Source organism: Actinomadura sp. DC4 (genome assembly GCF_030406325.1).
Taxonomy (GTDB): Bacteria; Actinomycetota; Actinomycetes; order Streptosporangiales; family Streptosporangiaceae; genus Actinoallomurus.
Window position 1 is genome coordinate 76,573 of sequence record NZ_JAUEQY010000039.1, and the last position, 12,787, is coordinate 89,359.

A 12,787-nucleotide genomic window follows, 5' to 3' on the forward strand; every position below is an offset into this window, starting at 1 on the left:
CTCACAACGGTGGTGCCGGTTCGCAAACTGTGCCATCTTCTACCGTGACATTGAATGATGTCATGGTTTGCCGTCGTACGTCGGTACACACCGTCACATCTGCGGAGGGAGTGGTCATGAGCCCGGCCGAACGCCTGCTCATCGCGGCGATGACGAGCGGGGTGATCCTCGCCACCGCCGCCTGCGGCACGGCCGCGGCGCCGTCCGGCCAGGCGTCCGCGGCTCCGGTCACCGTCACGGTGAACGTCAGCCACGGGGCCGTGCGCACGCCGAGCCGCAGGGTCTCCGTACGGCGGGGGCGCGTCGTACGGATCGTCGTGACCAGCGACACCGCCGAGGAGTTCCACCTGCACGGGTACGACCGTGAGCTCGAGCTCAAGCCGGGCGTCCCGGGCGAACTGCGGTTCGCCGCGGACGAGCCGGGGGTGTTCGAGGCCGAGCTGCACGGGTCCGGGGCCCGCGTCTTCGAGCTGCGGGTGGGCTGACCGTGGCCGTGCATCTCCTCGCCCACGGGCTGGGGGGCCGTACCGACCTGCCGATGGACGGGCTCACCGCCATCGCCGGCGGCGGTGTCGCGATCGCCGCCTCGTTCCTCGCCCTGACCGTCGCGTGGCGGCGTCCGCGGCTCTTCCCCGACGACGGCCGGCCGCTCCCCCGCCGGCTCGCCCGGGCGCTGGACGCGCGCGCCCTGACCGTGGCCGGACGCACCGTCGCGTTCGCGGCGACCGCCCTGGTCGTCGTCGTCGCGCTGACGGGGCCGCCGACCGACCGGCGCAACCTCGCGCCGTGGGCACTGTTCGTCACCTTCTGGGTCGGGCTGGTCCCGGTGAGTGTGCTGTGCGGACCGGTCTGGCGGCGGGTCAACCCCGTGCGCGGCCTGTACGCCGTCCTGGTCCGCGCGTGGCCGTACGGGAGCCGTCGCTACCCCTCACACCTGGGCTACTGGCCGGCGGCGGGGTGGCTGGCGTGCTTCGTCTGGCTCGAGCTCGTCGCCCCGAACCGCTCGGACCCGCGCCTGGTCGGGGCGCTCATCCTCGGGTACGCACTGGTCAACGTGTTCCTCGCGCTGGTGTACGGGACCGCGTGGTTCGAGCGCGGCGACGGCTTCGAGGTCTACTCGACCCTGATGGCCCGGATGTGCGTCGTCGGCCGCCGCGCGGACGGCGCTCTCGTCCTGCGCACCCCGCTGACCGGGCTGATGCGCGGTGTGCCCGAGCCCGGCCTGGTCGCGGTGGCCTGTGTCCTCGTCGGCTCGACCGGCTTCGACGGCGTGACCCGGACGACCTACTGGCGTGACAACGTCGACCCGGGCAGCCTGGTCGCGGGCACGGCCGGGCTCGCCGCCGCCATCGGCGGCGTCACGCTGCTGTACCTGGCGGCGACCCGGGCGACCGCCACCCTGACGGGCGAGCCCGCGGGCGTGCCGCCGGTACGGTTCGCCGCGACGCTCCTGCCCATCGCGCTCGGCTACACCGTCGCGCACTACTTCTCGTTCTTCCTGCTGGAAGGCCAGATGACGGTCATCCTGGCCAGCGACCCGTACGGCACCGGCCTGAACCTCCTCGGCTCGGCCGGACACCGGGTCGACTACGCGGCCGTGCCTCCCTGGGTGACCGCGCTCGTCCAGGTCAACGCCATCGTGCTCGGCCACGTCGCCGCCACCATCGCCGCGCACGACCTCGCCCTGCGCGACCGGACCGCAGGCCACGCCGCACGCGGCCAGCTGCCGATCGCCGCCGCGATGGTCGCGCTGACCTGCGCGGGCCTGTTCGCCCTGCTCAGCGGCTGAGCCGCGCGCCGACGATAAACAGACACTTAATATAAGCCTTAAAAAAGCCGTCCACCGAGTATTGACAGGCGGTCAGCCCGCCATCAGTGTCTCGGGAGAGCGCTCTCCTTCGTCAGCTCCCGGTGCCCGCCAGCGCCGGGATTCCTTACGGCCACACCGTCGCACGGCGCCGGTCCTCCGCCGCTTCGCCGTGCCTCGTGAAAGAGGAGATGCCCCATGACGGCCGGTGTCCGAACAGCGGTACGTCCCGCTGTGACCACGGTAGTGATCACCGTATTGACCGTGCTCCTGGCGTTCGCCGGGGTCAACACGCCGACTCCGGCGCACGCGGAGGCCTCGCTGCTCTCGCAGGGCAAGCCGGTCACCGCCTCGTCGGTCGAGAACGCGGGCACGCCCGCCTCGGCCGCCGTGGACGGGAACACCGGGACCCGGTGGTCGAGCGCCGCCGCCGACCCGCAGTGGCTGCGCGTCGACCTCGGCGCCTCCGCCACCATCAGCCAGGTCGTCCTCAACTGGGAGACGGCCTACGGCACTGCCTTCCAGATCCAGGCCTCCGCCGACGACGCCACCTGGACGACCGTCTACAGCACCACCACCGGCACCGGCGGGACGCAGACGCTGAACGTCTCCGGCACCGGGCGCTACGTCCGGATGTACGGGACGGCGCGCGCGACCGGCTACGGCTACTCGCTCTGGGAGTTCCAGGTGTACGGCACGACCGGCTCGTCGCCTCCGCCGCCGACCGGGACGCCGATCTCGGCGTACAAGCAGGTGACCGCCTCCTCCTACGAGGGCGGCAACGCCCCCGCGGCCGCGCTGGACGGCCGTACGAACACCCGCTGGTCCAGCCTCTACACCGACAACGAGTGGCTGCAGGTCGACCTCGGCGGGCCCGCCACGATCACCGGCGCCTCGCTGATCTGGGAGAACGCCTACGCCACCGGCTACCACATCGACGTCTCCGACAACGGCACGTCCTGGACCACCATCTACACGACGACGACCGGCAAGGGAGGCACCGAGAACCTCTCGATCTCCGGCAAGGGCCGCTACGTGCGCTTCTACGGCACGGCGCGTGCGACCGGCTACGGCTACTCGCTCTGGGAGTTCCAGGTCTTCGGCTCGGTCGACGCGTCGGTGAACAACCCGCCGCTGCTGTCCGCGCCGGCCAAGGCGCCGGCGACCACGGGGCAGTTCGCGCTGACGACGCCGGCCGACCACGCCCTGGTCACCGACAGCCGCCGCCCCATGCTCGCGTGGGCCTCGGTGCCCGGTGCCGCGCACTACGAGGTCTGGCTCAACGTCAGCCGCACCGACTACGACTTCGCCGCGTCCGGCAAGCTGCTCGACCTCTACACGAAGGTCGCCGAGCCGACGGGCACGAGCTACACCCCGACCTGGGACATCACCGACCGCTGGACGTACAAGTGGTACGTCGTCTCGGTGAGCGGCTCGGGCGCCAAGACGACGTCGAACATCCGCACCTTCGGCGTCTACCTGCCCACGATCAAGGCGGCCGGCGACGGCGTCACCATCGTGGGCGGCGCACGGGACCTGAACAAGAACGGGACGATCGAGGCGTACGAGAACTGGCGGAACCCGGTCGAGACGCGGGTGTCGGACCTTCTCAGCAGGATGACCCCTGAGGAGAAGGCGTACCAGATGTTCTACAACGCCCAGGCGTACCCGCAGTCCGGCTGGCACTTCGGCCCGGCGCAGCCGAACGACCTGAACAACGTGCTCGTGGCCGCCGCGGGGACGCGCCTCGGCATCCCGCCGGTCTCGGCGGGCGACACCATCTCCGGCTACCAGACCACCTACCCGCTGCAGAGCACGCTGGCGGCCGGGAAGGACTATCCGCTCGACTACAAGCTCGGTGACATGCAGCGCCGCGAGGAGCTGGAGGTCGGCGCGCGCGGCGTGCTCGGGCCGCTCGCCGAGGTCGGCACCAAGGTGCTCTACCCCCGCATCCAGGAGGGCAACGGCGAGAACGCCGACGTCGCGGCGGCGCAGGTACGGGCGCTGGTCGCCGGCCTGCAGGGCGGGCCCGAGCTGAACCCCGGCTCGGTGCTGGCCACCGTCAAGCACTGGCCCGGAGAGGGCGCCGGAGGCGAGGCGGGCATCGTCTACGACGGCGTGACGATCAAGTACCACATGATCCCGTGGCGGGCCGCGCTCGACGCCGGGGCGGTCAACATCATGCCCGGCTACGCGGGCAGCTCCTACCTCGACCCGGGCGGGCCGGGCGCTGGCAACAGCAAGCCCATCCTCGACTACCTGCGCAACAATCTGGGCTATACCGGCCTCATCACGACCGACTGGCTGCCGTCCGGCGCGTGGATCAGCGCGGCGAACGCCGGCTCCGACGTCATGGGCGGGGCCGACCCGGGCGCGGCCGACTTCTCGATCGCGAGCTTCCTGTCCAGTGTGCCGATCGCGCGGATCAACGACGCGGTGACCCGGGTCCTGCGGCTGAAGTTCGAACTCGGCATCTTCGACCGCCCGTACGGCGACCCGGTCAACGGCCCGTACCGCTTCCACCAGCCGTCCTACGCCGCGCTCGCCAACCAGGCCGCGCGCGAGTCCCTCACCCTGCTCAAGAACGCCAACGGCGCCTTGCCGATCAAGCTCAAGGCGGGCGACAACATCGTGGTGGCCGGCCCGCGCGCCACCGACGGCGCCTCCTGCTGCATCTGGACGAGCTACTTCCACCCGGACTACGGCTCACTGGACCTCCTGGACGCGATCAAGGCCCGGGCGGCGAAGGACGGCGTCAACGTCTACTCCGACAGCGGGCCCTCGCCCAAGCTGGCCGTCGTGGCGGTCGGCGAACCGAGCTACACGCACGCCACGGCGTGGGTGAAGGAGCAGCCCTACCTGCCGGCGGACCAGCTCGCCATCATCGGTAACTTCCACGACCAGGGGATCCCGGTCGTCGTGGTCATGAACCTGCCGCGGCCCACGGTGATCTCGGACTGGAACGGCATCGCCGACGCGATCGTGATGACCTATCGCGGCGGCGAGGAGGTCGGCCCGGCCACGGCGTCGCTGCTGTTCGGCGACTACACGCCCCGGGGGAGGCTGCCGTGGCAGCTCCCGCGGAGCGTCGACCAGATCCTCAAGCCCGGCGGCACCGACACTCCCGCCGACGCCGTCGAGGACTGGAGCCTGCCCTACGACCTGGGCGCGACCGCCGCCGAACGCGCGGACATCCGCGCGAAGATCGACGCCGGTCAGTCGCCGCCCACGACGTACGGGAACCCGCTCTATCCCTACGGCGCCGGCCTGCAGGGGTGGTAGCTAGAAGTTGATCATGTGGCCCGCGAGGCCGTGGAGGGCTTCCTTCACGGCCTCGCCCAGGGTCGGGTGGGCGTGGACGTTGCGCGAGAGCTCGTTCACCGTCAGGTCCCACTGCTGGGCGAGGGTCAGCTCCGGCAGGAGTTCGGTGACGTCCGGGCCGATCAGGTGGGCGCCGAGGAGCTCGCCGTACTTGCCGTCGCTGATGATCTTCACGAAACCGGACGGGTCGCCCAGGCCGTGGGACTTGCCGTTCGCCGTGAAGGGGAATTTGGCGACCTTGACGTCGAAGCCCTTGTCCTTCGCCTGCGCCTCGGTCCAGCCGAAGCTGGCGATCTGCGGCTGGCAGTAGGTCGCGCGCGGGATCATGACGTAGTCGAGCTCCATGGTCTCGGCGTCCGCGATGGTCTCGGCCGCGACGATTCCCATGGACTCCGCGGCGTGGGCGAGCATGAGCTTGGCGGTCACGTCGCCGATGGCGAAGATGTGCTCCACGCTCGTACGGCAGCGGCCGTCGACGTCGATCGCGCCGCGCTCGGTCAGCTTGACGCCGGTCTTCTCCAGGCCGTATCCCTCGACGTTGGGCGCGAACCCGATCGCCTGCAGGACCTTGTCGGCCTCCAGGACCTTCTGCTCGCCGTCCTTGGAGACGGTGACGCGCAGCTTCTGCCCGGTCTCGTCGATCTCCTCGACGCGCGTGGAGGTCAGCACCTCGACGCCGAGCTTGCGGTAGCGCTTGGCCAGCTCCTTGGAGACCTCTTCGTCCTCCAGCGGCACGAGGCGGTCGAGGAACTCCACGATCGTCACCTTGACGCCGTAGTTGGCCAGGACGTACGCGAACTCCACGCCGATGGCACCCGCACCGGCGATGATGATGCTCTCGGGCAGGCTGTCGCTGAGGATCTGCTCCTCGAAGGTGACGACGCGCTCGGACAGCGTCGTGCCCGGCAGCAGCCGCGCGCTGGCGCCGGCCGCGATGATGCAGTTACCGAACGTTATCTCCTCGCCGTTGACGACGATGGTGTTGGCGTCGGTGAAGGAGCCGCGGCCCTCGTACTCGGTGATGCCGTTCTTCTTCATGAGGAAGTGCACGCCCTTGACGCGCCCGTCCGCGACGGTACGGCTGCGGTTGAACGCCTCGCCGTAGTCGAACCGGACCTCACCGTCGACCTGGATGCCGAACGTCTTGGCCTCGCGGGTGAAGATGTGCGCGAGTTCGGCGTTGCGCAGCAGGGCCTTGGAGGGGATGCAGCCGACGTTCAGGCAGACGCCGCCCCAGTAACGCTCCTCGATGATCGCCGTCTTGAGCCCGAGCTGGGCCGACCGGATCGCGGCCACGTACCCGCCCGGCCCGGCGCCGAGGACGACGACGTCAAAATGTGTGCTCATGCCCAGAACGATATTGCGCCCCAGGCACCGCCGCGCCCCCGGCCGTACGGTTGGCCGCGAGGAGCGCCCCCGCAGGACCGCCGATCATGTAGCGGCCGGCCCACGAGCGAGCCGCGCGGAACGTAACGCCCGTAATCGTCATTCCAGTCGTCACAATGTCCCCATATTCCGCTCTCCTCATCTTTCGCAACGCCGCCCGGCGGATTCTCGTCAAAGAAGCATCTGTAGTTCGGCGTGTGGGAGAAACGGCGCGAAGAGGCGGGGATGGAACAGAACGATGAACGCGGCCGGGCCGAGGCTCGCGAGGCGAACCGGCCGGCGAAGACGAGGTTCGCTCGCCGGACGGATCCCGATGGCGACGGTGCGGCGCCGCCGTCAGGGGACTCTCCCGGCTCCAGGCTCCTCAACGGGCTCCTCGAGGACCACGAGATCGCCGAGATGGAACGACGGCTGACTCCGGGCGACCTCGACGGCACCGACGCGATCGTGCTCGATGTGACCGCCGGACCTCACCAGCGCCAGCGGCGGCGCAACGCCGACCACGTGCTGTTCGAGAAACTGCGCACCTGCGACCCGGCGAGCCTGACGTATCACGTGTACACCACCGAATTCTGTGTCTACGGAAAAGCGATCATGATCATGCTGATGCGCACCGGCGAGATCATTTACCGCTGCGCGACGACACCACGCGGCCGGCCCAGGCCTCTGCCGGTGAGCCACACGCCGGACTGGACGCTCGCCGACCGGCAGGAGCTCGCCGACGAGTCCGTGACGCGCGGGCTGGTCTACTTCATGGCGCACGCCGTACGGGCCGGAGAGTGGGATCCCGCCGGGCCCGCGTCGCTGAAGAACTTCTTCGTCGGCGCGTGCATCCTGCAGTTCCCCAACGTCTTCGACACGTGGAGCCGCCACCGCTCGCGGTGGGAGGAGAATCCCCGGCTCGTTCGCGAGCAGGCCGTCGTGCCGGAGCCGGCCTCGCCCGACGTCACCTCGGCCGACGCGATGTTCCTGCTGATGCGCGATGAGCTCTTACGCGTGCTGGCGCCTCGTGACCGCAAGGTCATCTGGCTCCTCCTCAACGGCAGCTCCTACGTCGAGATCGCGGCCACGACCGGTCTGACCTCGCGAACGGTCGAGGGGATCGTCAGACGGGTACGGGCCCGGGCGTGCCGGGGCGAGTTCGGGGACTGGAGGGTGTCATGACCGCCGGTTTCCTGCACGCCTGCGCCAAAAGGGTCGAGCGCACGCGGAAGCTGTGCGCCGGTTTCGGCCCGGATCTGCCTCCCGGCCTGCTCGGCCGGACCGCCGACGTCGTGTTCCAGGCGCTCGAGGCGGCGTCGAGAACGACAGAGTCCGTGCCCGACATCGTTCTGGTGCTGGCCAGGCCCGACCTGTTCTACTCGCCGGAGGAGGTGGAGCGGCTCCTGCGCGCGTGGGTGGCCGACGCGGTCCCCGCCGAGCTGGTCCCGCCTCCGGCGCTGGACCTCTTCGTCGAGGCGCTCCTCGCCCAGTTGCTCGTCGAACGCTCGTCGTTGGGAGAGCCCGGGGCCCAGCGGGCGCGGATCGCCCTCGGTGACGTCCCTGACGCGGGCGGTCTGCCGGGAGGAACGGCCCCCATGGCCCCCTCCCCCGGCGACACGCCCGTCGCGGGCGAGGTGCCAGGAGGGACGGCCGCCGTGGCCCCCTCCCCCGACGCCCCGCCTGCCCGGCCGGCCGGTGACGCGCCCGGTGACGCGCCGGACGGCCGGCGGATCGGCGGCCGGCAGCGCTCGGGCCACGACCGGCCGGGACGTAACAACCGGGTGACGCGATGACGCCCCAGCCGGGCCGTACGCCGGCCCTGGCCGGGATCGTCATCACGCTGGCGCTGTTCGTCCTGCTCGGCTCGGTCGTCTACATGCTGCGGACCAGCCCGGGCACGGACGTCGCGGTCGTGCTGTCGGCGATGGCGACCGTGGTGGCCGCCCTGCCGGCCGTGCTGCTCGCCCTGTCCGGAAAGGACAGGCGGCGCAAATGACCTCAGCGTTCGCTGTCGAGATGGGCCATCTGGGCCGGGTCGTAGCGGTCGCCGGCGGCCGAGCCCGGCGGGACCGCGTGCTCGAACGCCGTCAGGTCGTCCTCGCTCAGCTCGATCTCCAACGCGTCCAGTGCCTCCTGCAGGCGGTCGCGGCGACGGGCGCCGATCAGGGGCACGATGTCCTCGCCGCGCGACAGGACCCACGCGATCGCGGCCTGGGCGACGGTGACCTCGCGGGCGTCGGCGACCTTGCGCAGGGCCTCGACCAGGCTCAGGTTGTGGTCGAGGTTGTCGCCGCTGAAGCGCGGGCTGCGGGCGCGGAAGTCCTGGCCGCCCACCGCGCGGTCCTTGGACCAGTGGCCCGACAGCAGGCCGCGGGACAGCACGCCGTACGCGGTGACGCCGATGCCGAGTTCGCGGCAGACGGGCAGGATCTCCCGCTCGATGCCGCGCGACATCAGGGAGTACTCGATCTGCAGGTCGACGATCGGGTGCACGGCCGCGGCCCGCCGGATGGCCTCGGGGCCGGCCTCCGACAGGCCGATGTGGCGTACGTAGCCGGCCTGGACCATCTCGGCGATCGCGCCGATGGTGTCCTCGATCGGCACGGTCGGGTCCACGCGCGCGGGGCGGTAGACGTCGACGTGGTCGGTGCCGAGGCGGGTCAGGGTGTAGGTGAGGAAGTTCTTGACCGACGCCGGGCGGCCGTCGTTGCCGCCGAAGCCCCCCGCCGGGTCGCGCAGGGCGCCGAACTTGACGCTGATCATGACGTCGTCGCGGTTCCGCGAACGCAGGGCGTCGCGGATCAGCAGTTCGTTGTGGCCCATGCCGTAGAAGTCGCCCGTGTCGAGCAGGGTCACGCCGGCGTCCATGGCGGCGTGGATGGTGGCGATGCTCTCGGCCTCGTCGGCCGGGCCGTACATGCCGGACATCCCCATGCAGCCGAGGCCGATCGCCGACGTGCTCAGTCCGCCCAGGGTGCGCTCTCGCATCAGACACTCTCCCGATATCACCGGTATATGGATTACTAGAGCAACGGTACACCCGACGGTGGTAGCGCCGCTATAGGAGAGGGTGCATCATTGATTTCGTGAACGACACCGGCACTCGCGAACGCATCCTGCAGGCCGCCGCCCGGCTGCTGGCCGAGTCCGGCGGCGCCCCGGTCTCCACCCGCGCGGTGTGCGCGGCGGCGGGCGTCGGCGCGCCCACGCTCTACCACCACTTCGGCGACAAGGACGGCCTGCTCGACGCGGTCGTCGTGTACGGCTTCGAGCGCTACCTCGCCGAGAAGCGCGCCCGGCCCTCCAGCGGCGACCCGGTCGAGGACCTGCGCCTCGGCTGGGACGCGCACGTGGAGTTCGGGCTCGGGCAGCCGGCCTTCTACGCCCTCATGTACGGCGGCGGCCGTCAGGCGGGCGCCGCCTCGGAGGAGGCGCGGCGGATCCTGCTCGGCATGGCCGAGGAGGTCGCGCGCGCCGGGCGGCTGCGGGTGCCGGTGCACACCGCCGCGAGCATGATCCAGGCGGCGTGCATGGGCGTGACCCTAGCGCTGATCGCCGCCGGCGGTGACGACCGGGAGCTGTCCTCCCGTACGCGCGAGGCGGTGCTCGCCGCCGTGACCACCGACGAGACCGAGGACCGCCCGTCCTCGGTGTCGGCGATGGCGATCGCGCTGAGCTCGGCGCTGGGCGGGGACGGCCCGCGGACGCTGAGCGCGGCCGAGGCCTCCCTGCTGCGCGAGTGGCTCGGCCGCATCGCCGTCGAGTGAACGCTCAGACCGCCCGGTAGACCACGAAGGAGACCGCGATGTACTGAGCGACGTACGCGGCGATCGTGAAGGCGTGGAACACCTCGTGGAAGCCGAACCAGCGCGGCGACGGGTCCGGGCGGCGCAGCCCGTACACCAGCCCGCCGGTGCTGTAGAGCAACCCGCCCGCGCACACGAGGACGAGCGCGGCCCATCCGACGCCGTCCAGCAACTGCGGCATGAATGCCGCCGCGACCCAGCCGAGGCCGACGTAGAGCGCGGTGTAGAGCCAGCGCGGCGCGCCCACCCACACGATGCGGAACAGCACGCCCGCCGCGGCGCCGATCCAGATCACCGCGAGCACGGCCGTACGGGTGGTGCCGTGCAGGGCCAGCAGGGCGAACGGCGTGTAGGTGCCCGCGATGATCAGGTAGATGTTCGCGTGGTCGAAGCGGCGGAGCACCGCCTCGGCCCGGTCCGACCAGTGGCCACGGTGGTAGATCGCCGAGACCCCGAACAGCAGCGCCGAGGTCATGGCGTACACCGCGGCGGCGAGCCGGGCGGACAGGGTCGGGCCGAGTGCGGTGAGGATCAGGCCCGCGACCAGCACCGCGGGGAACGTTCCCGCGTGCAGCCAGCCGCGCAGCCGGGGCTTGACCGACTGCGCGATCTCCCCCACTTTGCCCGCTCGTAGTGCCATGAGCGCCTCCCCTCGGGTTCGCCGCGCGGCCGAACCCGGCGCGGGACCCTCAGTATTCCGAACGCCGCGCCAGCCGTCTGCTCCCGCCCAGCCGTGAGGCGAACTCAGTCTCCTCCTCGGCGGCCGCCGGCACCACTTCCTCCACCACCGCCGCCGGAGCGGCGGGGGCCTCCTCCTCGTCGTCGCCGGGCCGGTCGCGCAGCCGCTCGGCCGCCTTGCGCAGCGCCCGCTCCCCCACGAGCCGGCTGAGCTCCAGCCCGAAGCAGTCCAGTTTGTCGGCGTCGGTGAGGTCGTCCCGCGACCGCAGGTCGGCCGCGAGCTCGCCGAGGCGCTGCGCCTCGGACAGCTCGTAACGCCGGATGGCGTGGCTGCACAGCTCGGCCAGCGCGGCATGGTCGTTGGCGAACGAGAGCCCGGCGAGGTCGTCGGTCGACAGCCGGCTGAGGGCCCGCTTGCGGTCCATCGCGGCGTCGACGATCTTGAGCAGCCCCGACAGCAGCAGGATCGGGCCGATGCTGACGCCCTTGTCCTGCGCGATCATGAACGACGAGCGGAAGATCGCCGCGGCGCCGACGGCGGCGGCCATGACCTGCGCCACCGACCCGCCGACCGCGGGCGCGCCCTCCGGCAGCGCGAAGCCCCAGCCCATCGCCTCGGCGGCGATCAGCGCCGCGGTGGAGGCCGAGGCGTTGACCGCGATGTAGAGCAGGCCCGAGGGCGAGAACACCGCCGCGGCCGGTTTGTCCTGATATCTCCCTACGAGCTCGGCGCCTCCGATGAGCGCGCCGAGCAGAGCGGCGAAGATCATTCTGGCGACCATCATGCCCCTCTCGCTCGCACCGGTTCGAGACCGGCGCCGATGAACCGGCCCGGCGGCCTCGCGGCATCGAGAAAGACCAGCAGCCACTCACCCGGACCGGTCGCCATTCCGTACCAACGGCGAGGTGGAGAGTCCCTCGCCTGCAGGAATACGAGCAGCCAGTCACCTGAACCCGAGGCCAGACCCCGGCGCATCCGCGTAGACATGGCGTATACCTTCGCGACAGCGAGGCCGGAAGGCGACGACTACAGGCCACCGGAATCCGTATGCCCTGCGCATCGCACCGGCACGGAAGGCTTGTGGAGAGTCCGTGTCATCACGATGGATTCCCGGGCATAGGCGGACCACGGATGCCCGGTTCAGAGGCGGGGCGGGCGGCCTTCGTACGGAGTGCTCAGCACGACCGTCGTACGGGTGGAGACGTTGGCGGCGGCACGGATCTGCTGGAGAAGCTCCTCCAGCGCGAACGGCGAGGTGACCCGGACCTTGAGGATGTAACTCTCGTCGCCGGCCACCGAGTGGCACGCCTCGATCTCGTCGAGATGGGCGAGCTTGTCCGGTGCGTCGTCGGGCGCGGACGGGTCGATCGGCTTGATCGAGACGAACGCCGTGAGCGGCAGCCCGACCGCCTCGTGGTCGAGCACCGCGGCGTAGCCCTTGATGACGCCGCGTTTCTGCAGCCGGCGTACGCGCTGGTGCACGGCCGATACGGAAAGGCCGGTCTCACGGGCGAGGTCGGTGAAGCTCATGCGGCCGTCTCCCGCGAGCAGGCCGACGATCTGGCGGTCGATGTCCTCCACGCATCAGAACCTATCGCGCCGCCCCGGCGTGAAGCCGGAACACCGGTCCAGGACCGGCATTCCGGCTTTTGTCACCGCGATCTCTCCGCTATTTCACCGAGCCGGCGAGGACGCCCTGGACGAAGTAGCGCTGGAACGCGAAGAACACGGCCAGGGGTACGACCAGGGACAAGAACGCGCCGGGAGCCAGGATGTCGATGTTCCCGGTGAACTGCCGCATCTGGG

At 70.8% G+C, this 12,787-nt stretch carries 12 protein-coding genes and 1 pseudogene; 7 read left to right on the forward strand and 6 right to left on the reverse strand.

Annotation, left to right across the window (positions count from 1 at the left end):
- Window positions 1-116 precede the first annotated feature (116 nt).
- The 3 genes from QWU11_RS41390 to QWU11_RS41400 all read left to right on the forward strand — a co-directional run bounded on the left by QWU11_RS41390 (window position 117) and on the right by QWU11_RS41400 (window position 5,089).
- Window positions 117-485 (forward strand): hypothetical protein, encoded by a 369-nt coding sequence (locus tag QWU11_RS41390; RefSeq protein ID WP_290120048.1) that lies wholly within the window; start codon window positions 117-119, stop codon window positions 483-485.
- Between the two features lie 2 nt (window positions 486-487).
- Window positions 488-1,789: a hypothetical protein gene (locus tag QWU11_RS41395; RefSeq protein ID WP_290120049.1), complete on the forward strand. Its 1,302-nt coding sequence runs from the start codon at window positions 488-490 to the stop codon at window positions 1,787-1,789.
- Window positions 1,790-2,071: 282 nt separating this feature from the next.
- Window positions 2,072-5,089 carry a discoidin domain-containing protein gene (locus QWU11_RS41400; protein WP_290120050.1) on the forward strand — a complete coding sequence of 1,006 codons (3,018 nt, stop codon included), beginning with the start codon at window positions 2,072-2,074 and terminating at the stop codon, window positions 5,087-5,089.
- On the opposite strand, the gene lpdA is transcribed toward QWU11_RS41400, so the two are convergent.
- Window positions 5,090-6,475 (reverse strand): dihydrolipoyl dehydrogenase, encoded by a 1,386-nt coding sequence (gene lpdA / locus QWU11_RS41405; protein ID WP_290120051.1) that lies wholly within the window; start codon window positions 6,473-6,475, stop codon window positions 5,090-5,092.
- A 264-nt stretch (window positions 6,476-6,739) separates the two neighbouring features.
- Here lpdA and QWU11_RS41410 point away from each other — a divergent pair, with 264 nt between their 5' ends.
- The 3 genes from QWU11_RS41410 to QWU11_RS41420 are packed head-to-tail and all read left to right on the forward strand — an operon-like array spanning window position 6,740 to window position 8,492.
- Window positions 6,740-7,678 (forward strand): sigma factor-like helix-turn-helix DNA-binding protein, encoded by a 939-nt coding sequence (locus QWU11_RS41410; protein ID WP_290120052.1) that lies wholly within the window; start codon window positions 6,740-6,742, stop codon window positions 7,676-7,678.
- Window positions 7,675-8,289 carry a hypothetical protein gene (locus QWU11_RS41415; RefSeq protein WP_290120053.1) on the forward strand — a complete coding sequence of 205 codons (615 nt, stop codon included), beginning with the start codon at window positions 7,675-7,677 and terminating at the stop codon, window positions 8,287-8,289. Before QWU11_RS41410 ends, QWU11_RS41415 begins: the two co-directional genes overlap by 4 nt.
- A complete protein-coding gene (locus QWU11_RS41420; protein WP_290120054.1) occupies window positions 8,286-8,492 on the forward strand; it encodes a hypothetical protein in 207 nt (68 codons plus the stop codon). The genes QWU11_RS41415 and QWU11_RS41420 overlap by 4 nt, the downstream gene beginning before the upstream one ends.
- 2 nt (window positions 8,493-8,494) lie before the next feature.
- Here the strand turns inward: QWU11_RS41420 and QWU11_RS41425 are convergent, their stop codons facing one another.
- Window positions 8,495-9,484: an aldo/keto reductase gene (locus QWU11_RS41425; protein WP_290120055.1), complete on the reverse strand. Its 990-nt coding sequence runs from the start codon at window positions 9,482-9,484 to the stop codon at window positions 8,495-8,497.
- 98 nt (window positions 9,485-9,582) lie between these two features.
- Here QWU11_RS41425 and QWU11_RS41430 point away from each other — a divergent pair, with 98 nt between their 5' ends.
- Entirely contained in the window at window positions 9,583-10,263 is a 681-nt protein-coding gene (locus QWU11_RS41430) for a TetR/AcrR family transcriptional regulator (protein WP_290120056.1), read from the forward strand.
- Window positions 10,264-10,267: 4 nt separating this feature from the next.
- On the opposite strand, the gene QWU11_RS41435 is transcribed toward QWU11_RS41430, so the two are convergent.
- The 4 genes and pseudogenes from QWU11_RS41435 to QWU11_RS41450 all read right to left on the reverse strand — a co-directional run.
- On the reverse strand, window positions 10,268-10,942 hold the full coding sequence (locus QWU11_RS41435; RefSeq protein WP_290120057.1) for a hemolysin III family protein: 675 nt from the start codon (window positions 10,940-10,942) through the stop codon (window positions 10,268-10,270).
- Window positions 10,943-10,991: 49 nt separating this feature from the next.
- Window positions 10,992-11,750 carry a hypothetical protein gene (locus QWU11_RS41440; protein WP_290120058.1) on the reverse strand — a complete coding sequence of 253 codons (759 nt, stop codon included), beginning with the start codon at window positions 11,748-11,750 and terminating at the stop codon, window positions 10,992-10,994.
- 371 nt (window positions 11,751-12,121) lie between these two features.
- On the reverse strand, window positions 12,122-12,562 hold the full coding sequence (locus QWU11_RS41445; RefSeq protein WP_290120059.1) for an Lrp/AsnC family transcriptional regulator: 441 nt from the start codon (window positions 12,560-12,562) through the stop codon (window positions 12,122-12,124).
- 88 nt (window positions 12,563-12,650) lie between these two features.
- Window positions 12,651-12,787: pseudogene (locus tag QWU11_RS41450) on the reverse strand (carbohydrate ABC transporter permease); the annotation flags it as partial.

What these genes read in the sequence shown, in the direction of transcription:
- QWU11_RS41390 (WP_290120048.1), top strand. Translation starts at nt 117, where the DNA reads ATGAGCCCGGCCGAACGCCTGCTCATCGCGGCGATGACGAGCGGGGTG.
- lpdA (WP_290120051.1), bottom strand. Translation starts at nt 6,475, where the DNA reads ATGAGCACACATTTTGACGTCGTCGTCCTCGGCGCCGGGCCGGGCGGG.
- QWU11_RS41410 (WP_290120052.1), top strand. Translation starts at nt 6,740, where the DNA reads ATGGAACAGAACGATGAACGCGGCCGGGCCGAGGCTCGCGAGGCGAAC.
- QWU11_RS41415 (WP_290120053.1), top strand. Translation starts at nt 7,675, where the DNA reads ATGACCGCCGGTTTCCTGCACGCCTGCGCCAAAAGGGTCGAGCGCACG.
- QWU11_RS41420 (WP_290120054.1), top strand. Translation starts at nt 8,286, where the DNA reads ATGACGCCCCAGCCGGGCCGTACGCCGGCCCTGGCCGGGATCGTCATC.
- QWU11_RS41425 (WP_290120055.1), bottom strand. Translation starts at nt 9,484, where the DNA reads ATGCGAGAGCGCACCCTGGGCGGACTGAGCACGTCGGCGATCGGCCTC.
- QWU11_RS41435 (WP_290120057.1), bottom strand. Translation starts at nt 10,942, where the DNA reads ATGGCACTACGAGCGGGCAAAGTGGGGGAGATCGCGCAGTCGGTCAAG.
- QWU11_RS41440 (WP_290120058.1), bottom strand. Translation starts at nt 11,750, where the DNA reads ATGATCTTCGCCGCTCTGCTCGGCGCGCTCATCGGAGGCGCCGAGCTC.